Source organism: Streptomyces sp. NPDC050704, from assembly GCF_040654355.1.
GTDB lineage: Bacteria > Actinomycetota > Actinomycetes > Streptomycetales > Streptomycetaceae > Streptomyces.
In genome coordinates this window covers 45,677-64,077 of sequence record NZ_JBFAHW010000010.1, presented here as the reverse complement: position 1 = coordinate 64,077, position 18,401 = coordinate 45,677, and the positions used below count along the sequence as shown (strand labels likewise).

General features: G+C 70.2%; 16 protein-coding genes and 2 tRNA genes. 11 read left to right on the top strand and 7 right to left on the bottom strand.

Going from position 1 to position 18,401, the window contains the following annotated elements:
* Nucleotides 1-291 precede the first annotated feature (291 nt).
* Entirely contained in the window at nucleotides 292-750 is a 459-nt protein-coding gene (locus AB0I18_RS07790) for an SSI family serine proteinase inhibitor (protein WP_363104483.1), read from the bottom strand.
* 442 nt (nucleotides 751-1,192) lie between these two features.
* On the opposite strand from AB0I18_RS07790, the gene AB0I18_RS07785 reads away from it, so the two are divergent.
* Together AB0I18_RS07785 and AB0I18_RS07780 are read left to right on the top strand one after the other, a co-directional pair.
* Nucleotides 1,193-1,283, top strand: a tRNA-Ser gene (locus tag AB0I18_RS07785).
* A 229-nt stretch (nucleotides 1,284-1,512) separates the two neighbouring features.
* Nucleotides 1,513-1,585: transfer RNA gene (locus AB0I18_RS07780), tRNA-Arg, on the top strand.
* A gap of 156 nt (nucleotides 1,586-1,741) precedes the next feature.
* On the opposite strand, the gene AB0I18_RS07775 is transcribed toward AB0I18_RS07780, so the two are convergent.
* The 3 genes from AB0I18_RS07775 to AB0I18_RS07765 all read right to left on the bottom strand — a co-directional run bounded on the left by AB0I18_RS07775 (nucleotide 1,742) and on the right by AB0I18_RS07765 (nucleotide 3,539).
* Nucleotides 1,742-2,182 carry a VOC family protein gene (locus tag AB0I18_RS07775; RefSeq protein ID WP_363104482.1) on the bottom strand — a complete coding sequence of 147 codons (441 nt, stop codon included), beginning with the start codon at nucleotides 2,180-2,182 and terminating at the stop codon, nucleotides 1,742-1,744.
* Nucleotides 2,183-2,340: 158 nt separating this feature from the next.
* Nucleotides 2,341-2,913, bottom strand: coding sequence for a hypothetical protein (locus tag AB0I18_RS07770; RefSeq protein ID WP_363104481.1), 573 nt, complete (start codon nucleotides 2,911-2,913; stop codon nucleotides 2,341-2,343).
* 194 nt (nucleotides 2,914-3,107) lie between these two features.
* Entirely contained in the window at nucleotides 3,108-3,539 is a 432-nt protein-coding gene (locus AB0I18_RS07765) for a MarR family transcriptional regulator (RefSeq protein WP_363104572.1), read from the bottom strand.
* Between the two features lie 252 nt (nucleotides 3,540-3,791).
* On the opposite strand from AB0I18_RS07765, the gene AB0I18_RS07760 reads away from it, so the two are divergent.
* The 3 genes from AB0I18_RS07760 (at nucleotide 3,792) to AB0I18_RS07750 (ending at nucleotide 6,407) form a co-directional block, all read left to right on the top strand.
* On the top strand, nucleotides 3,792-4,235 hold the full coding sequence (locus tag AB0I18_RS07760; protein ID WP_363104480.1) for an HGxxPAAW family protein: 444 nt from the start codon (nucleotides 3,792-3,794) through the stop codon (nucleotides 4,233-4,235).
* 55 nt (nucleotides 4,236-4,290) lie between these two features.
* Nucleotides 4,291-5,178, top strand: a complete 888-nt coding sequence (locus AB0I18_RS07755; protein WP_363104479.1) for a DUF2797 domain-containing protein — start codon at nucleotides 4,291-4,293, stop codon at nucleotides 5,176-5,178.
* A 344-nt stretch (nucleotides 5,179-5,522) separates the two neighbouring features.
* The gene (locus tag AB0I18_RS07750; RefSeq protein WP_363104478.1) at nucleotides 5,523-6,407 is read left to right on the top strand and encodes an amidohydrolase family protein; all 885 of its coding nucleotides are present in this window, start codon (nucleotides 5,523-5,525) and stop codon (nucleotides 6,405-6,407) included.
* 90 nt (nucleotides 6,408-6,497) lie between these two features.
* On the opposite strand, the gene AB0I18_RS07745 is transcribed toward AB0I18_RS07750, so the two are convergent.
* Entirely contained in the window at nucleotides 6,498-7,886 is a 1,389-nt protein-coding gene (locus AB0I18_RS07745) for a PQQ-binding-like beta-propeller repeat protein (RefSeq protein WP_363104477.1), read from the bottom strand.
* A 296-nt stretch (nucleotides 7,887-8,182) separates the two neighbouring features.
* Between AB0I18_RS07745 and AB0I18_RS07740 the strand changes: the two genes are divergently transcribed.
* The 6 genes from AB0I18_RS07740 to AB0I18_RS07715 all read left to right on the top strand — a co-directional run bounded on the left by AB0I18_RS07740 (nucleotide 8,183) and on the right by AB0I18_RS07715 (nucleotide 16,927).
* Complete coding sequence (locus tag AB0I18_RS07740) at nucleotides 8,183-8,923, top strand: response regulator transcription factor (RefSeq protein ID WP_363104476.1); 741 nt, start codon at nucleotides 8,183-8,185, stop codon at nucleotides 8,921-8,923.
* Nucleotides 8,920-10,536 (top strand): HAMP domain-containing sensor histidine kinase, encoded by a 1,617-nt coding sequence (locus AB0I18_RS07735; protein ID WP_363104475.1) that lies wholly within the window; start codon nucleotides 8,920-8,922, stop codon nucleotides 10,534-10,536. The genes AB0I18_RS07740 and AB0I18_RS07735 overlap by 4 nt, the downstream gene beginning before the upstream one ends.
* An 80-nt stretch (nucleotides 10,537-10,616) precedes the next feature.
* Nucleotides 10,617-12,143 carry a bifunctional glycosyltransferase family 2/GtrA family protein gene (locus AB0I18_RS07730; protein ID WP_363104474.1) on the top strand — a complete coding sequence of 509 codons (1,527 nt, stop codon included), beginning with the start codon at nucleotides 10,617-10,619 and terminating at the stop codon, nucleotides 12,141-12,143.
* The gene (locus AB0I18_RS07725; protein WP_363104473.1) at nucleotides 12,140-14,398 is read left to right on the top strand and encodes a glycosyltransferase family 39 protein; all 2,259 of its coding nucleotides are present in this window, start codon (nucleotides 12,140-12,142) and stop codon (nucleotides 14,396-14,398) included. Before AB0I18_RS07730 ends, AB0I18_RS07725 begins: the two co-directional genes overlap by 4 nt.
* 115 nt (nucleotides 14,399-14,513) lie before the next feature.
* Complete coding sequence (locus tag AB0I18_RS07720) at nucleotides 14,514-16,046, top strand: MFS transporter (protein ID WP_363104571.1); 1,533 nt, start codon at nucleotides 14,514-14,516, stop codon at nucleotides 16,044-16,046.
* Between the two features lie 80 nt (nucleotides 16,047-16,126).
* Complete coding sequence (locus tag AB0I18_RS07715; protein WP_363104472.1) at nucleotides 16,127-16,927, top strand: TetR/AcrR family transcriptional regulator; 801 nt, start codon at nucleotides 16,127-16,129, stop codon at nucleotides 16,925-16,927.
* Nucleotides 16,928-17,001: 74 nt separating this feature from the next.
* Here AB0I18_RS07715 and AB0I18_RS07710 read toward each other — a convergent pair whose 3' ends face one another.
* Together AB0I18_RS07710 and AB0I18_RS07705 are read right to left on the bottom strand one after the other, a co-directional pair.
* Nucleotides 17,002-17,472 carry a PPOX class F420-dependent oxidoreductase gene (locus AB0I18_RS07710; protein ID WP_363104471.1) on the bottom strand — a complete coding sequence of 157 codons (471 nt, stop codon included), beginning with the start codon at nucleotides 17,470-17,472 and terminating at the stop codon, nucleotides 17,002-17,004.
* 76 nt (nucleotides 17,473-17,548) lie between these two features.
* Nucleotides 17,549-18,370 carry a YceI family protein gene (locus tag AB0I18_RS07705; RefSeq protein WP_363104470.1) on the bottom strand — a complete coding sequence of 274 codons (822 nt, stop codon included), beginning with the start codon at nucleotides 18,368-18,370 and terminating at the stop codon, nucleotides 17,549-17,551.
* Nucleotides 18,371-18,401: the final 31 nt, after the last annotated feature.

Sequence of the window (18,401 nt, the reverse complement as noted above, 5' to 3'; positions counted from 1 at the left end):
CCTCCCTGTTACCGCACCCTTCCGACCGCGGGGGCCATCTTGCCAACCGGTCCGCGACGTGTCACGCGAGGGAGTCTACGGGCAGTGGTTGCGCTCGCGACGCCGGATGAGAGGGAGGTCGCACGCAGATGGGACGCAGAACGACGACAGAAGACACGGAGAAGCTGTGACCACCCATCCCACCTGCCGGAACCACGAGCGGGGCCGGCTCCGCCCCTGCCCCGTCCGTGTTCGGCCCATGCCCTGCCCGCGCCCTGTCCATATCCATGTCCTGCCTAATCCATGTCCTGCCTAGGAACCGAGTCGCGGAAGCACGGGTACCAGGGCGTCCCACCGTGCGATCTCGCACCCGTCACCGCGCTCGTACGTCGCGTCCACGGGCTGCCCGGCCCAGGTCCCGGTGACCCGCGCGGTGGCCGGACCGCCGTACTGCATCGTGCACATGCCGCCCGGTTGAGCCGGCGCGAAGGGGCCCTTGCCCCAGGAGGTCTTCCGGTCCAACTGCTCGCAGGCGGCCGGGGCGTCGGGATGGCTGCCGCCCACCGGATGACAGTCCAGCTCGTACGTCCCGTCCGTACCGCCGCCCGAGTCGCGCACGGTCACGGTGAGATGGTCGGCGTCGTCCGCACCGCTGACCGGCGGCGGCATGAGGGGCAGCGATTCGGCATACGCGGCGGCCGTGGGCGCGGCGGACAGCGCGACGAAGGACGCGGCGGCGGAGACGGCGGTGAGGGCGAGACGGCGCAACAAGGGGAACTCCACGGGGTGCGGGCGGATTCTGGAGGGACGCGTTGGAGGAGCGGTTGGAGAAGGGCTGGAGAGGGACTGGAGAAGGGCTTGGGGGACTGGCAGCGATCTTGGGGGCCCCTTTCCCTTTCCCTGAGGAACCCGCTGACGGCTGACTGACGCTGACGAGCCCTGATGACCTCTGGCAGATCCTGATCGGCCTCGGCGGCAGATCCTGACCAGCTCTGGCGGTTCGCGACGGGCCCTGACGGGTCCTGACGAGACTCCGTCCGCCAGGGGCGTGCGCCCCACCCTTCTAACGCCGCCCGCCCCGTGACGTTGCGCCGCGAGAAGGGCTTTGCCCTCCGACCTTTCCGCCTAGTACCGTGGGGGGCGATTGGTGACACCACGCTCGGCTGTGTCATCATCTGCACGCACCATTCGCGCTCGCGCGGGTGGTTGTGCTGGAGGCGTCGCCTAGTCCGGTCTATGGCGCCGCACTGCTAATGCGGTTTGGGACTTAAATCCCATCGAGGGTTCAAATCCCTCCGCCTCCGCCGAAGATCCCGAAGCCCCGGTCAGCAGTGACCGGGGCTTCGCTCGTTCCTTGATCGTTTCGGGGTGGCCGCCGGCCTGCGCCGAGGCCGCTTCTGGGTCGTTTTCGCAGGTCGGGCCGGGTCCGACAAACGGATTTCGCCTCACGCCGCCAGTCATGTAATGTTGTTCCCGCAACGCCGACCAGGCCGAAAAGCCCGGAAGGAAGAGCAAACACAACAGAACACACAAGCACTCGTAGCTTAACGGATAGAGCATCTGACTACGGATCAGAAGGTTGCAGGTTCGAATCCTGCCGAGTGCACACAGGTAAGAGGCCCCGGAGAGATCCGGGGCTTCTTGCGTTTCCGTGCCGTACAGCAGCGAAGTACGGCAACCGCGGCGGCCGGCGATCGGCCGGTACCGCTCATCGGCCGGTACCGCCCGGCGCCGTTCGGCTGCGTGGTTCGGTTGCTTCTTCTCAGTGCAGTTGCTCGGCCAGTCCGACGATGATGCCCTCCGGGCCGCGGACGTAGCAGAGCAGATAGCTGTCCTCGAACCGGGCGAGCTCGCCGACGAGTTCGGCGCCGTGAGGGCGCAGGCGGGCAAGGGTGTCCTTGATGTCGTCGACGGCGAACATGACGCGGTGTGTGCCCAGAATGTTGTGCGGCTTGTTGCGCGGCCCGTCGCTGATCGCCGCGGGGCTGTGGTACTTCGACAGTTCGAGCCGGCTGTGACCGTCCGGGGTCCGGACCATCGCGACGTCACAGCGGACGCCGTCGAGTCCGGTGCACTGGTCGGCGACGAGGCCCGAGACCTCCGCCCTGCCCTCCAGCTCCATACCGAGTTCCACGAAGAACGCGATGGCGGCATCCATGTCCTCGACGACGATGCCCACGTTGTCCATCCGCTGAATCGCCATGCCGGCTTCTCCTTCTTCCTCGTGCGGCCGGGGGTGGCCGCTGATGTCCCTGGGACGGAGCCGGTGGCACGTTCTCGACATCCGCGGACTGCCGAACTTCGAAAAATCTGGATCGCGCCTCAGGTGAGGTTCATCCACGTGTCGAAGGCGCCGATCGGTTACCGCGTGAAGTGGACCGGGATGTACTGGTCGAAGGTCCGGTCGTTGGTGGCCGTGAAGTCGGCCCGGGTGACGATCGCGCACTTCACGGTGGTGCCGCAGACGATGTCGTCGGCGATCTTGGGGGAGAGGTTGAGCGTGGTGTGGAAGGAGCCGTTCGGGCCGTAGGGGATGGTCACCCCGGGCGTGCCCGTGCCGGTGTCGGTGATGCGGCGGGACGAGCCGTCCGTGGACTCGCGGCCGCCGAGGCACGGGGTGGGCAAGGACGTGTACGTCGACGGGTCACCGACCCGGACGGTGTCGGGGATGACGCAGAACGAGAGGAATATGCCCTGTGCCGTGTTGTATCCGGCGCCCGCGACTCCGACCGTGCCTCCCGAGGAGGGCAGGGTGACCGGGGAGGCGGCCAGTTTCAGGGCGAAGGTGGCGCCGTCGGTGGTGGTGACCGTGCGGTGGGCGTGTCCCACTGCGGGGTTCGCGGTGGCCGGCTGGCCCTGGGTGAGAGCAAGGACCAGTCCGGCGACGGCTGTGGCGAGTCCGCGGTGGAGAAGCTTGTTCGTGGGGGGTCGCATGGGGGTCAACTCCGCCTTTCAGTCGACACGTTGACGTGTATCGCCCGCGTGTTTCGTGATCTTAGATGGCGTCGGATTCCGTCGTTCCGCTGCGCTCGTCGGTTACGGGAGTGAGGTGGCCGGGATGCGCGAACACGCGTCAAGGCCCGCACAGTTGTGGCTCCGGGCTCGGTCGCGCCGTGGCCCGGCCCCGTTCACGGCGTCGTGTTCTGGCGGATTTCCTGGAGGTAGTCGCTCATCAACTTGCCGGTTCGGGTGAACCAGTCGTTCAGGACGGCGATTTCGGCAGGGGAGTAGTCGTTGAACTGCTCGGTCAGGCGGGCGTAGTACGGGCCGTAGAGAGCGGTGACGCGGGTGACCGCCGCCGGAACCGCGGCGATGCGTACGCGGCGGCGGTCGGTCTGGTCGGGGCGGCGGGTCACGTAGCCCGCTCGTTCCAGGCGGTTGATGATGCCCGTGACCGCGCCGGTGGTGACGTGGGCACGGGTCGCCAGGTCGCCCGCGGTGACGAGGTTCTCGCCGGCCTCCAGGACGTAGGCGAAGCAGGTCAGGTCGGTGACGTTCAGGCCCAGGCGCTGGGCCATCTCCTGTTGGCCGACCGTGCTGGTGGCGATGAGGTGGTCCATCGCCGACAGGGCCTCCGTCGGTGTGGCCGGTGGGCGTGCGCCGGCCTGCCTGTCCGGGGCCTTCGGGGCCTTTGCGTCAGCCTCCACGTTCCCCCCTCCGCTTCCCTTCTCCCCTCCGTTTCCCTTCTCCTCTCCCCTCTCGCTCCCCCTCTTGTCGTTCTCCCTGCCTGACATCTGGAATTCCCTTAGCTCGTGAGATAAATTACTTAGCTCCTAAGTGATTCTAGTCGCCGGTCGACCGGAGGTACGCACGTGAGCGAGCACCACCATGACGAGGGGCACACCGTTGCCGGATGGACCGGTTTCGCCATAGCCGTCATCGGGACGTCGGTGGCCGGGCTGGGGATGACCGTGGGGCCCTCGGCCGGGATCTGGCTGGGGCTCGCGGTGGTGGGGCTCAGTGCGCTGGTGACCTGGGGACTTCATCTGTCGGGGTGGGGCAAGCCGCCCGGGATCCGGCCGGTGGCCGAGCGGGGCTGGCGGGTGAGGGACCGCGCCGCGCGGGACGGGCATGCCGGGTGCGTGGGGTGCCGGCTGGCCGGGCGGGGGCGGCGGCCGGTGAGGGCCTCCGCGGTCGTTCTCTCCTCGGAACAGTCGACCGTCTCGCAACCTGTCGTCTCGAAGTCGGCCGTATCGCAACCCGTCGTCGCGGAGCCTGTCACCGCGGAATCCGGCGGCTCGGAGGCCGGCGCCTGACCTCGGACCTCAGGTGTCCGCCCGTTGTCAGTGCCGGCCTCTACGCTCGTGAGTGATGGCACAGGAGTGGAAGTGCGCGGGGCTTCGGTGGGTCGGGGAAAGCCCTGTGCTGATGTGGGACGGGGGGCGTCGCAGTGCGTTGCCGTGGGGGAAGAGGGTCGCGTTCGCCGTAGTCGACGGGGGTGTACGGAGATGTGTGGGGGCGCGTGGGAACAGTTGTCCCATGAGGGGTACGGGGGACACGGAGGCCGTCGGAGCTGTGGTGGCCGGGCGAAGTGTCAACGCGCGGTGTGAGGAGTGCGGGCGGCTGGACCGGGCTCACTCCGTGGCGGCTGACACCCTGGCCGACGACCCCCGGCCGTACTCCGTCTATCTGGCGTGGTTCGGGCCGGGAATGGTCAAGGTCGGGATCACCGCCGTCGAGCGTGGGTCCGCACGGCTTCTGGAGCAGGGAGCCGTTGTCTTCAGCTGGCTGGGGCGGGGCCCGCTGATGGCCGCTCGGCGGAGTGAGGAGTTGTTGCGTACGGCGTTGGGGGTGCCGGACCGGATCTCGTACGACGCCAAGCGGGCCGTGCGGAGTGCGTTGCCGGAGGTGGGGGCGCGGGTGGCGGAGGTTCGCGAACTGCATGGGCGGGCCGTGCGGCTCGGGGGGTGGCCGGAGGCCCTGGAGCGGATGCCGTTCGAGGCGGTCGATCACGGTGGAGTGTTCGGGCTGAGTGGGCTGCCGTCGGCCGTGGGTGTGGTCGGCGAACTTGTGGCGGGGGGTGTGATGAGTGGGGAGTTGGTCGCGGCCGCCGGGCCCGATCTGCATCTGCGTACCGAGCGCGGGGTCGTCGTCCTCGATACGCGGCTCATGGCCGGCTGGCAGCTGGCCGGGGCGGAGGAGGGGCAGCTCACCGTTCCCGTGCGGGAGTTCGGTGGCGTCCAGGATGGGCTGTTCTGAGGAGCACCGGCCCGGAGGAGAGGGAGGACGCCGGGTGGGACGGGCGGGCTGTCCATCGCTCGGGCTGTTCAACCCTCGGGCTGTCCATCACTGTCTCACTGTCGGGTACTTCCGGGACGAGGAGGCGATCAAGGAATGGCGGAGCGATGTCGAGCACCGCGCGGCACAGCGGCACGGGCGCGCCGAGCGCTACGAGAGCCGCACCCTGAATGTTGCCAAGGCCGAGCGAAGCCATGGGTTCCGGCGTGAGCAGGGCTGAGGTCCCTGACCGGGGCGCGGGCCCGGTTGCGGAAGAGGGCGACGGCAAGGGCGACGGCGAAGGTGAAGTCGGAGACGGGCGTGGGGTGAGAGATGAGGGTGAGGCCGGCGACGTACGCCGGTTCTGGGAGCGTCTCGGGCTTCCGGGGCTCGTCGACGTCCACACCCACTTCATGCCCGACCGCGTCCTGCGGAAGGTGTGGGCGTACTTCGACTCGCTCGGGCCGCTGACCGGCGGTGTCGCGTGGCCCATCACCTACCGGGCCGAGGAGCTCGAACGGGTCGGTCTGCTGCGGGAGTTCGGGGTGCGTGCCTTCACGGCGATGCTCTACCCGCACAAGCCGGGCATGGCCGAGTGGCTGAACCGGTGGGCCGTCGACTTCGCCCGCAGGACCCCGGACTGCCTGCATACGGCGACCCTGTTCCCGGAGCCGGGCGTGGGGGCGTACGTGCGGACGGCGGTGGACGAGGGGGCGCGGGTCTTCAAGGCGCACGTGCAGGTGGGCGCGTACGACCCGGCGGACGAACTGCTCGATCCGGCCTGGGGATTGCTCGCCGAGGCCGGGATACCGGTCGTGATCCACTGCGGGTCCGGGCCCTCGCCGGGCAAGCACACCGGGCCGGAGCCGGTGGAGAAGGTGCTCGCCCGGCACCCCCGGCTGCGGCTGGTCGTCGCGCACATGGGCATGCCCGAGTACGAGGACTTCCTCGGTCTCGCCGAGCGGTACGGGGAGGTGCGGCTCGACACGACGATGGCGTTCACCGACTTCAGCGAACGGCTCGCGCCCTTTCCGCGGCGGGCGCTCCCCCGGCTGGCCGGGCTCGGGGACCGGATTCTGCTGGGCTCGGACTTCCCCAACATCCCGTATCCGTACGTCCATCAGCTCCAGGCCCTGGAGCGGACGGGCCTCGGCGACGACTGGCTCCGGGCGGTGTGCCACGACAACGGGGCGCGGCTCTTCGCACTGTGAGGACGCGCATCGGAGCCCGAGGACCGGACGGACAGGTGAGCCCTCGGGGTGTGAGCACCGGAGTGTGAGGGCCGGACAGGACCGGAGAGCTCAGTCCGTGGCGATCATCCGCGTTTGCGTCTCCCCCGGCCAGCAGACGCTCACCGCCCCGCCGCCGATGCCGCAGACGCTCAGCGTGGCCAGGTCGACGTCCTCGGGCACGGTCAGGCCGGGCAGCCGCAGGGTGTGGAGCAGGCGTCCGGTGTCCGCGTCGAGGACGAGCAGCTCGGCCCGGGCCGGGCTTCCGCCGTCCCCGTTCACATGGATGAAGATCGGCTGGCGCACGACGTACACGCGGCCGTCGGCAATCGCCGGGCCTCCGTACGCCTGGCCGGACGGTGCGCGGACCCGCCACATGCGGTGTCCGTTCTTGGTGGCGTAGGCGCTCAGGAGGGTTTTCGAGTCGAGGTGGTAGATCTCCGGGTCGATGTTGGACAACGCGACGCCCTCCGCGGCGGCGAGCCCGTATCCCCGGGTCACGGAGAAGTCGGCGCGCTCGGAGACCCCGTCGCGGTTCACTTCGAGCAGGTGGACGGCGCGCGGGGTGAGCGGGTTCGGGTCGAGGGCGACGAGTGTGTTCTCGTCGCCCCTCAGCGGCTGGTTGCCCCAGTCGGCGGGCCGCTGCCACAGCACGTCGCCCGTGCGGTTGTCCACACCGAGCAGGAGCTCGTGACTGGTCTCGGGGTTCGTCGGGTCGCAGTCCACCAGGACGGCGGTCAGGTGGTCCGGGAAGGCGTACGCGGTCCGGACACTCACGTCGGGACAGGACTTGGGCGCCTTCGCCGTCCACAGACGCCGGCCGTCGCGTTCGGAGACTGCGAGCACGGTAGCCGTCGTCGTCTCGGTGACGGCCTGGCCGTCGGCGAGACTCACGGTCCCGTTCAGCTGGTTCATCCCGTTCATTCCGTTCGGCCCGCCGTGCATGGCCTCCGCGAGCGACCGCTCCTCCTCGCCGGTCTCGGTCTCGGGCTCCGTCTCCGTGCGCCACCGCGGCTTGCCCGTGCGCAGGTCGATGCCGACGACGCGGCCGTCCCGGAAGTCGATCACCACGGTGCGTTCCGACACGTCGAACGACGTCGCGTCCGCGGCGGCGCCCGCTTCGCGGCGCTCGTAGCGCCAGTACTCCTTGCCGGTCCGCAGGTTCACCGCCCGCACGCCGGACTCCGTCCACCGGATGCCGAGTCCGTGTACCAGGACGTCGCCGTCGGCCACCGTACGGCGTATGACGTGGTCGGGCTCGACCGGCGCCTCGGCGGCGAACGCGGCGGGGAAGGGGCCACGGGCGCCGGTGATCAGATCGCCCTGGACCTGGTTCTGGCGGTCATGGTTCTCGCGGTCCTGGGTCGGCAGGATCCGCGGTGAGAGCACCAGGATCAAGGCGATCCCCAAGGTCAGGAGCGCCCAGCCCGGCGCCTCCGGATCGGGCTTTCGCAGACGCACCGGTCTGTCAGCGCGGCCACCACTGCTCTCACGACCTCTACTGCTGCTCTCACGACCTCTACTGCCCCCACTGTTTCCACCAGCCACAGCAGCCCCCACAGGCCAACCCCTGATCACCATGATCCGGCGGCTGACGGATCCTCCCCCACCGCCGCACACCGGGGCAAGGAATCCCCAGGCGTTCCAGGCGTTCCCAGAAGTTCCCAGGCGTCCCCTGAGAGGCGCCTGTGCGTTTCTCAGGAAATTCACAGCTTCCCAAAAGCGTGCTCTCAGAGCCGCCCACCAATGTGTGGGCTATGACCACGACCTCGCCCCAGGGGCGCACCGAACTGCTGAGGCCGGACGGGAGCCCCGTCCGCGTGCTTGTGGTGGACGACGAGCTGTCGATCACCGAGCTGCTGTCCATGGCCCTTCGCTACGAAGGCTGGCAGATCCGCAGCGCGGGTGACGGAACCGGTGCGGTGCAGACCGCCCGCGAGTTCCGGCCCGACGCCGTGGTGCTCGACATGATGCTGCCCGACATGGATGGGCTGACCGTCCTCGGGCGGCTGCGCCGGGACCTGCCCGACGTGCCCATTCTCTTCCTGACCGCGAAGGACGCGGTCGAGGACCGGATCGCGGGCCTCACGGCCGGCGGCGACGACTACGTCACCAAGCCCTTCAGCCTCGAAGAGGTGGTGGCGCGGCTGCGCGGCCTGATCCGCCGCTCCGGCGCCGCCGACCGGCGTTCCGACTCCACGCTCGTAGTCGGGGACCTCACCCTCGACGAGGACAGTCACGAGGTGGCGCGGGCCGGCGACAACATCCACCTCACCGCGACCGAGTTCGAGCTGCTGCGCTTCCTGATGCGCAATCCGCGCCGGGTGCTCAGCAAGGCGCAGATCCTCGACCGCGTGTGGTCGTACGACTTCGGCGGCCAGGCCAACGTCGTCGAGCTCTACATCTCGTACCTGCGCCGGAAGATAGACGCTGGTCGCGAGCCCATGATCCACACTCGGCGCGGCGCCGGTTACCTGATCAAGCCCGCCGCGTCATGAGCGGGCGACGACGGCCGCATGCGCAGAGGCGACGACAGCCGCGCACCCTGCGCACCCGGCTCGTCGTCTCCGCGGTCGCGCTCATCGCGGTGGTGTGCGCCGTCATCGGCACGGTGACGACGATCGCGCTGCGGACGCATCTCTACGACCAGTTGGACGACTCGGTCACCGCCGTGGCCGACCGTGCGTCCGGGCCGCCCCGACTCCCGGCCGGTGTCGCAGATGAGTTGAAGGACAAGTGGGACGACGACCCCCTCGCCTTCGTCACCAAGGGCCCGCAGCAGCTGGGCACCATCGGTGCCGTCGTCGGAACCGACGGCGAGGTCTCACGCGCGGTGGTCAGCAAGGAGACCACGAGCAGCGACAGCGCCATGCGGCAGACCGATGCCGACCAGCTCACCAAGGAGCAGCTGGCCAAGCTCGCCGAGGTGCCGACCGACCGCAAGCCGCACACCGTGGATATCCCGGGCCTGGGCGAGTACCGCGTCCAGTACGCCTCGGGCGCGCACGGGTCGTACTACGTCGGTCTGCCGACCGAGGACGTCGAAGAGACCCTCAGCACCCTGATCATCGTCGAGGTCAGTGTCACCGCGGCCGGTCTGGTCGCCGCCTCGCTGGCCGGCGCGGCCATGGTCACTGTCGCCCTGCGCCCCCTGCGCCGGGTCGCCGCCACCGCCACCCGCGTCTCCGAACTCCCGCTGCACAGCGGCGAGGTGACCCTCAACGAGCGTGTCCCGGAGTCCGAGACCGACACCCACACGGAGGTCGGACAGGTCGGCGCCGCGCTCAACCGCATGCTCGACCACGTCCACGGTGCCCTGCACTCACGCCAGGAGAGCGAGACGCGGGTACGGCAGTTCGTCGCGGACGCCAGCCATGAGCTGCGTACGCCGCTGGCCTCCATCCGCGGATACGCCGAGCTGACCAGACGCGGCAGAGAGCAGACAGGGCCCGACACCCGGCACGCGCTGGGCCGGATCGAGTCCGAGGCCGGACGGATGACGGGCCTCGTCGAGGACCTGCTGCTGCTCGCGCGGCTGGACGCCGGCCGGCCCCTGAGCTACGAGCACACCGACCTCTCCCCGCTGGTCGTGGACGCCGTGAGCGACGCGCGCGCGGCCGGCCGGGAGCACAACTGGCGGCTCGAACTGCCCGACGAACCAGCCCTCGTGTCGGCCGACGCCGCCCGCGTCCAGCAGGTCATGGTGAACCTGTTCGCGAACGCGCGTACGCACACACCACCGGGTACGACGGTGACCGCGCGCGTGCGCCGGCAGGGTCACTGGATCTGCGTGGACGTCCAGGACGACGGCCAGGGCATCCCGCCGGACCTCCTGCCGCACGTCTTCGAACGGTTCGCGCGAGGCGACTCCTCGCGTTCGCGCGTCTCAGGATCGACCGGGCTCGGACTCGCCATCGTGCAGGCCGTCGTGGCCGCGCACGACGGTGCCGTGACCGTCGACAGCGTGCCCGGACGCACGGTCTTCACCGTGCACCTGCCCGCGCTCGGGCCCGAAGCGTCCCAGGCCTTCGACGTACTCGGCGTATCCGGCGTATCCGGCGCATTCGGCACCTTCGAAGCGCGCGACTCTCATGCGTCCTTCATGCCGTAAACGAATTCCCAACCGTACCCACAGCCGCACCACAGCACGACCACATGGGTGCGACAGGGCGCTTGACGACAGTCGTCGTCATGCAAACCGAACCTTCTCCCGGCAACCTGCCGGCGCGGGAGCACCTCCCGGCCGGAACTGCCGGTACGCCTGTCCTGGACGTAGTGATCCCCGTCTACAACGAGGAGAAGGACCTCCAGCCGTGTGTGCTCAGACTGCACGAGCACCTCGCCCGCACCTTCCCGTACGCGTTCCGCATCACCATCGCGGACAACGCGTCCACGGACACCACACCGCTGGTGGCGGCGCGGCTGGCGGCGGACATCCCCGAGGTCAGGGCCTACCGGCTGGAGCAGAAGGGCCGCGGCCGGGCGCTGCGCACCGTCTGGTCCACGTCCGACGCGCCGGTCCTCGCCTACATGGACGTGGACCTGTCCACCGACCTCAACGCTCTTCTCCCGCTGGTCGCCCCGCTGATCTCCGGCCACTCGGACCTGGCGATCGGCTCCCGGCTCGCCCGGTCCTCCCGCGTGGTGCGGGGCGCCAAGCGGGAGTTCATCTCCCGCAGCTACAACCTGATCCTGCGGGGCTCGCTGCAGGCCCGCTTCTCCGACGCGCAGTGCGGTTTCAAGGCGATCCGGCGTGATGTCGCGCAGGTGCTGCTGCCGCTCGTCGAGGACTCCGGCTGGTTCTTCGACACCGAGTTGCTGGTCCTCGCCGAACGGGCCGGACTGCGCATCCACGAGGTGCCGGTCGACTGGGTCGACGACCCCGACTCGACCGTCCACATCGTGCGGACCGCGACCGACGACCTGAAGGGCGTGTGGCGCGTGGGACGTGCCCTCGCCACCGGCTCACTCCCGCTGGACCGGCTCGCCCGGCCCTTCGGCGACGACCCGCGCGACCGCGAGATCGGCGGCGTACCTACGGGGCTGGCCCGCCAGCTCGTCGGCTTCTGTGTCGTGGGCGTCCTGTCCACGCTGTTCTACCTGGTGCTCTACAGCGGCTTCCGTACGTTCTCGGGTTCGCAGATCGCCAACGCGCTCGCCCTGCTCGTCTCGGCGGTCGCCAACACGGCGGCCAACCGACGCCTGACCTTCGGTGTCCGCGGCCGGGGAGACGCCGTCCGGCACCAGGCGCAGGGCCTGGTCGTCTTCGGCATCGGACTCGCCCTCACCAGCGGTTCGCTCGCCGCCCTGAACGCGGCGACGGCCGAACCGGCGCACGCCACCGAACTGGCGGTGCTGATCGCCGCCAACCTCGCGGCCACCGTGCTGCGGTTCCTGCTCTTCCGGGCCTGGGTGTTCCCGGACCGGACCGACGACACACCTTCGACCGTCGTCGCCACCCACGCCCCGGCCGCCCATGCCCCGGCCTCCCACACCCCGACCGCCCATACCCCGGTCACTCACGGCCCGGTCACTCACGCCCCGGCCGCCCGCACCTCCGCCGCGCCCGTTTACGCGACGGCGCCTCAGTCGCCGTCTCCATCTCCGCCTCCGTCCCCGTCCCCGTCCCCGTACGACGACGACCGCACCTGGGAAGACGCGACGACGCGGATGCAGCCGGTGCGCCCGAACGACCACGATTCGAGGAACGCACGATGACGACGACCCAGCCCGACACGACCCATCAGGGGGACTTCGGCCCCGCCGGGGGCGCGAGTCCCACCTGGGGACCGCCGGGCTCACCGGGCTCTCCGGGCGCACTGGGCGTACAGGGTTCAACCGCCGTACAGGAGCCCGGGGTCACCCCGCCGGTGGGCCCCGAGGACGGCAGCCCCAAGCAGCCCCTCGCGCGGCGCCTGTGGCGCGGGCGGCCCGAGGACCACCGCTGGACGCGCCCCGCGTTCCTCGGCACGCTGCTGCTGATCGGCGCGCTGTACACCTGGAACCTCACGTCCTCCGGGTACGCCAACTCCTTCTACTCCGCGGCCGTCCAGGCCGGCAGCCAGTCCTGGAAGGCCTTCTTCTTCGGCTCGCTCGACTCGGCCAACGCCATCACCGTCGACAAGCCCCCGGCCTCGCTGTGGCCGATGGCGCTGTCGGTACGGCTGCTCGGCCTGAACTCCTTCGCGATCCTGTTCCCGCAGGTGCTGATGGCCGTCGCCACGGCGGGCGTGCTGTACGGGGCCGTGCGCCGCCGGTTCAACGCCGCGGCCGGGCTCATCACGATGGCGGTCTTCGCGCTCACACCCGTCGCCGCGCTGATGTTCCGCTTCAACAACCCGGACGCGGCCCTCGCGCTGCTCATGGCCGTCACCGTCTACTGCGTGCTGCGGGCGATGGAGAAGGCCGAGACGAAGTGGCTGCTGTGGGCGGGTGCCGCGATCGGCCTCGCCTTCCTGGTGAAGACGCTCCAGGCGTTCCTGATCCTCCCGCCGCTCGCCCTCGTCTACGTGGTCTTCGCCCCGACGACCCTGCGCAAGCGCATCGGCCAGGTCCTCCTCGCGGGCCTCGCGATGGTCGTCGCGGGCGGCTGGTGGGTGGCCGTCGTCGAACTGTGGCCCGCTTCCTCCCGCCCGTACATCGGCGGCTCGCAGAACAACTCCTTCCTTGAACTGACCTTCGGCTACAACGGCTTGGGCCGTATCAACGGCGAGGAGACCGGCAGCGTCGGCGGCGGCGCGGGCCGCGGCTGGGGCGAGACCGGCTGGGACCGGATGTTCAGCTCCACCAGCGGCGGCCAGATCTCCTGGCTGATCCCGACGGCCCTGATCATGCTCGTGGCCGCCGTCGTCCTCACCTGGAAGGCCAAGCGGACCGACACGGCCCGTGCCGCGTTCCTCGCCTGGGGCGGCTCGCTGCTCATCACCATGGTGATCTTCAGCTACATGCAGGGCATCTTCCACGACTACTACACCGTGGCCCTGGCCCCGTACATCGCCGCCGTGATCGGCATGGGCGCGAGCGTGCTGTGGGAAGAGCGCAACCGGATGTGGGTCTCGCTCACCCTGGCGGCCGCGACGACGGCCACCGCGGTCTGGGGGTACGTCCTCCTCAACCGCTCCTCCGACTACCTGCCCTGGCTGAAGTGGCTGGTCCTGGTAGGCGGCCTGGTCGCGGCCCTCGGCCTGGTCTTCGTCTCGCGACTCGGGCGCCGACTCGCCCTGGCCGTGGTCGGGTTGAGCTTCGTCGCGTCCCTCGCGGGCCCGACGGCGTACACCCTCACCACGCTGAACGAGGGCCACACCGGCTCGATCGTGACGGCAGGACCGGCTGTCTCGGGCGGCATGGGCGGCCGGGGCGGCGGTCCCGGTGGCGGCGGTGGCTTCCCCGGCGGCGGAATGCCCGGCCAGAACCAGCAGGGCGGCACAGGCCAGAACCAGCCTGGCGGCGGCACGGGCCGGCCCCCGACCGGCGGCTTCCCCGGCGGCGGCCAGAACGGCCAGACAGGCCAGAACGGGCAGACCGGCCAGAACGGGCAGAACGGCCAGACGCAGCGCGGCGGCGGAACGGCCGACGGCGGACGCATGGCCGGCGGTGGCGGCATGGGCGGTCTGCTCAACGGCGCGACCGTCGACTCCGAGGCCAAGGCGCTCCTGGAGAAGAACGCCGGTGACTACACCTGGGCCGCCGCCGCCATCGGCGCCCAGAACGCCGCGAGCTACCAGCTCTCCACCGGCGACCCGGTGATGGCGATCGGCGGCTTCAACGGCAGCGACCCGTCACCGACCCTGGCCGAGTTCAAGCAGTACGTGACGGACGGGAAGATCCACTACTTCATCGCAGGCGGCGGCATGGGCGGCGGGGGCAACAGCTCCGGCACCTCGTCCCAGATCAGCGAGTGGGTCCAGGAGAACTTCAAGGAGGTGACGGCGGGTTCGGCCACCTTCTACGACCTGACACAGCCGACGAGCTAGCCGAAGGCTCCTGGTGAAGGCGGTGGCCCGGGCACTCAAGCCCGGGCCACCGCCCTGTGCGATGCGTTGTACGCCGTATAGGATCTGTTCTACGCTGTACGTCATGTCGTCGCCCATGCCCTCTTCGCAAGGCCACAAGGACCGCCAGGACCGCCAGGACCGCCAGAACCACCAGGGCCATCCCCAGCGCTGGCTGATCCTCGGTGTCATCTGTCTCGCGCAGCTCACCGTGCTGCTCGACAACACCGTGCTGAACGTCGCGATCCCCTCCCTCACCGAGGAGTTGGGCGCGGGCACCGCCGACATTCAGTGGATGATCAACGCGTACTCGCTCGTGCAGTCCGGCCTGCTGCTCAGCGCGGGCAGCGCGGCCGACCGCTACGGCCGCAAGAAGATGCTGGTCTCCGGTCTCGTCCTGTTCGGCATCGGTTCGCTGATCGCCGGACTCGCCGACACCACCGGGCAGTTGATCGCCGCCCGCGCGGGCATGGGTGTCGGCGGCGCACTTCTGCTCACCACCACGCTCGCCGTCGCGATGCAGATCTTCACGCCCGAGGAGCAGCCGCGGGCCATCGGTATCTGGAGCGCGGTCAACGCACTCGGCTTCGCGGCCGGACCGCTGCTCGGCGGCTTCATGCTCGACCACTTCTGGTGGGGCGCGATCTTCCTGATCAACCTGCCGGTGGTGGCCTTGGCCCTGTGCGCGGTCGTGGCCCTCGTACCCGAGTCCAAGAACCCCCGCGGCGACCGCCCCGACCTCCTCGGCGCCCTGCTCTCCACGATCGGCATGACGGCTCTCGTGTACGCGATCATCTCGGGCCCGGAACACGGCTGGACCTCCGGCCGCGTACTGCTGACGGCGGCCATGGCCATCGCCGTCCTCGGCGCCTTCGCGTACTGGGAGAGCCGGATCCCGTACCCCATGCTCGACCTGCACTTCTTCAGGGACCGCCGCTTCACGGGTGCGGTCGCGGGCGCGGTCCTCATCACCTTCGGCATGGGCGGCGCGCTCTTCCTGCTGACCCAGCACCTTCAATTCGTCCTGGGATACGGGCCGTTGGAGGCGGGTCTGCGCACGGCGCCGCTCGCGCTGACCGTGGTGGCCCTCAACTTCACCGGCCTGTCGGCGAAGTGGACCGTGAAGCTGGGCACGCCGGTGTCGATCGCCCTCGGCATGGTGCTGATGTCGGGCGGCCTGGTGGCGATCGCCACCCTCGCCGGCAGCGGTTACGCCGGCACCCTGCTCGGGCTGCTGCTCATCGGCGCGGGCTGCGCGGTCGCCAACCCCGCTATGGCGCACGCCATCATGAGCGCGATCCCCCGGGAGAAGGCGGGCGTCGGCGCGGGCGTCAACGGCACGCTCGCCGAGTTCGGCAACGGCCTCGGCGTGGCGGTGCTCGGCGCGGTCCTCAACTCCCGGTTCGCCGCGCTGATCCCGGTCGCCGCGGCCTCCCTCCCGGCGGCGCTCGCCGCCGCGGAGTCGGCGGACGAGCGGGCGCGGATCACGGACGCGTTCTCCTCCGGCCTGGAGACCAGCCAGCTGGTGGGCGCGGTGGCCGTGCTGCTCGGCGGACTCCTGGCGGCGGAGTTGCTGCGGCGGGCCGAACGGGCCGAACGGACAGACTCCGCGGTGACGGCGTCGGCGTGAGGCCCGCTTAGCATCAGGGAAGGGCGGACCCCGGTGTTCCGGGGCACCCCTCTCCGTAGGAATTCCGAGGAAGGTGCGCCATGGTGAGGGCAGCCGACCGGGCCGAGCGTCCGGCGCGGACCAGTGTCTGGCTGGAGGGCAAGGCCCGGCGGAGCGGGGCCGCCCGGGGTGGCCAGCCGTCGTCTCTCGATCGCGACCGGATCACCGAGGTCACGGTACGGCTGCTCGACGCCGAGGGGCTGGCCGGGTTCTCCATGCGGCGGCTGGCCGCCGAGCTGAACGTGACCGCGATGTCCGTCTACTGGTACGTCGACACGAAGGACGACCTCCTGGAGCTCGCCCTCGACGCGGTCTTCGGCGAACTGGGCCTGCCGGACCAGGACCAGGACCCGGACCCGAAGTCGGAGTCGGCCGGGGACTGGCGCGACCAGCTCCGCACACTCGCCTCCGGCTACCGGGACCTGCTCGTGCGGCACCCCTGGGTGTCGCCGCTCGTCGGCACGTTCCTCAACATCGGGCCGAACTCGGTCGCCTTCTCACGCACCGTGCAGCGGGTGATCCGCAGGACCGGGCTGCCCACGCACGGGCTTTCGGGGGCCATCGCGGCGGTCTTCCAGTTCGTGTACGGGTTCGGCACGATCGAAGGTCATTCCATCCAGCGGTCGGCCGCCGCGGGGGTGACTCCGGACGAGTACTTCCAGCAGGCCATGAGTGCGCTCAAGGGGGCGCCCGGGCTGGACGACGTCCTTCAGGACTCCGAGGAGATGATGCAGGCCCGGGGCGGGCGCACGGTGGAGGAGATGTACGAGCGGGACTTCCACTTCGCCCTGGACCTGGTGATCTCGGGGATCGAGGCGATGGTGCTTCGCGAAGGGCAGTGAGTTATGTGCGGGCCCGGTGGGGGCTGGGCGCGCAGTTCCCCGCGCCCCTAAAGGGGGCGCGGCCCCTTACGGTGCTAATCCTGTGGCGCCAGCCTTGCCGGGAAGCCGCCCGTCGCCACCGGGCCCCACTTCTCCGGGGTGACCCTGATGATCGACTTGCCCTGCTTGATCATCGCCTCCCGGTACTCGTCCCAGTCCGGGTGTTCACCGGCGATGTTCCGGTAGTACTCGACGAGCGGCTCGACGGAGTCCGGCGGGTCGATGACCTCGGCCGTGCCGTCGATCTGGACCCAGGGCCCGTTCCACTCGTCGCTCAGGACGATGAGGCTGACGCGCTCGTCCCGCTTCGCATTGCGGGTCTTGGCCCGCTCTGGGTAGGTCGAGACGGAGATACGGCCCGAGTCGTCGACTCCGCAGGTCAGGGGTGAGCCCTGAGGGCTGCCGTCGGCCCTGCGGGTGAGCAGGATCGCGCGGTGGCGGGGGCGTACGAAGTCGAGCAGTTCGTCCAGCGATACAGAGGTGTTCGTTGCGATGTTCGGTGCCATGGCACCAGCCTAGAGTCCTGGCGTCCCGATCAGCCTGACCCCGCTGGTCCTACGCCTGTGGCCGGCCACGCCACGCCTACCCCTGCGGCAGGGACTCCCCCTGCACCGCCTGGATGTCCAACTCCACCCTCAGCGTCGTACCGATCGCCGCGATGCCCGCCTGCACCACCTGGTTGTAGTTCATGGCGAAGTCCTCGCGGTGCAGCTCGGCGGTGGCCCGGAAGGCCGCGCGCGTCCCGCCCCAGGGGTCGGGTCCCGTACCGAGGTAGGCGAGGTCCAGGTCGACCGGTCGTACGACCCCGTGCATGGTCAGTTCGCCGTGCACGGTCCAGCGGTCGGAACCGGCCGGGGCCAGGCCCGTCGAGCGGTAGGTGATCTCCGGGTACGTCCCGACGCCCAGGAAGTCCGGCGACTTGAGGTGGGTGTCCCGCATCCCGTTCCCCGTGTCGATCGAGTCGGCCCGGATCACCGCCTCCACCCGGGACTTGGCGACCTCGTCGGGCGCGATCTCGATCGAGGCCGCGAACTCGGTGAACCGCCCGTGCACGCTGGAGATCCCCAGATGCTGGGCGACGGCGCTCACGGAGGAGTGCGCCGGGTCGACGGTCCAGGGGCCGGGCGGCGGCAGCTCGGTGCCGCCCAGCCGGGCGAGGGTCACGGTGCCGGTCTCGGCCCGCCCGCTCGCCGTGACGATCGCGCTGGAGGCGACGGGCGCGTACCCGACCGCCGTGACGATCACGGTGTACGCGCCGGGCGCCAGGGCGGTCGCGTCCCGCACGACACCTTCGCCGTCGGCCTCGGCCCGCACCACCTGCGCGCCGGTCATGTCGGTCATCGTGACGACCGCGTGCGACACGGCCCAGCCGTCCCGCGTACGGATGCGTGCGGTCAGTCCCATTTCACCTAACTCCTCGTAACTGCGCGTAACT

Excerpts from the sequence above, each read along its gene's own strand:
- AB0I18_RS07775 (WP_363104482.1), bottom strand. The coding sequence starts at position 2,182 with ATGGCGATTCAGCGGATGGACAACGTGGGCATCGTCGTCGAGGACATG.
- AB0I18_RS07770 (WP_363104481.1), bottom strand. The coding sequence starts at position 2,913 with ATGCGACCCCCCACGAACAAGCTTCTCCACCGCGGACTCGCCACAGCC.
- AB0I18_RS07765 (WP_363104572.1), bottom strand. The coding sequence starts at position 3,539 with ATGGACCACCTCATCGCCACCAGCACGGTCGGCCAACAGGAGATGGCC.
- AB0I18_RS07755 (WP_363104479.1), top strand. The coding sequence starts at position 4,291 with ATGGCACAGGAGTGGAAGTGCGCGGGGCTTCGGTGGGTCGGGGAAAGC.
- AB0I18_RS07740 (WP_363104476.1), top strand. The coding sequence starts at position 8,183 with ATGACCACGACCTCGCCCCAGGGGCGCACCGAACTGCTGAGGCCGGAC.
- AB0I18_RS07735 (WP_363104475.1), top strand. The coding sequence starts at position 8,920 with ATGAGCGGGCGACGACGGCCGCATGCGCAGAGGCGACGACAGCCGCGC.
- AB0I18_RS07730 (WP_363104474.1), top strand. The coding sequence starts at position 10,617 with ATGCAAACCGAACCTTCTCCCGGCAACCTGCCGGCGCGGGAGCACCTC.
- AB0I18_RS07725 (WP_363104473.1), top strand. The coding sequence starts at position 12,140 with ATGACGACGACCCAGCCCGACACGACCCATCAGGGGGACTTCGGCCCC.
- AB0I18_RS07720 (WP_363104571.1), top strand. The coding sequence starts at position 14,514 with ATGCCCTCTTCGCAAGGCCACAAGGACCGCCAGGACCGCCAGGACCGC.
- AB0I18_RS07715 (WP_363104472.1), top strand. The coding sequence starts at position 16,127 with ATGGTGAGGGCAGCCGACCGGGCCGAGCGTCCGGCGCGGACCAGTGTC.
- AB0I18_RS07710 (WP_363104471.1), bottom strand. The coding sequence starts at position 17,472 with ATGGCACCGAACATCGCAACGAACACCTCTGTATCGCTGGACGAACTG.
- AB0I18_RS07705 (WP_363104470.1), bottom strand. The coding sequence starts at position 18,370 with ATGGGACTGACCGCACGCATCCGTACGCGGGACGGCTGGGCCGTGTCG.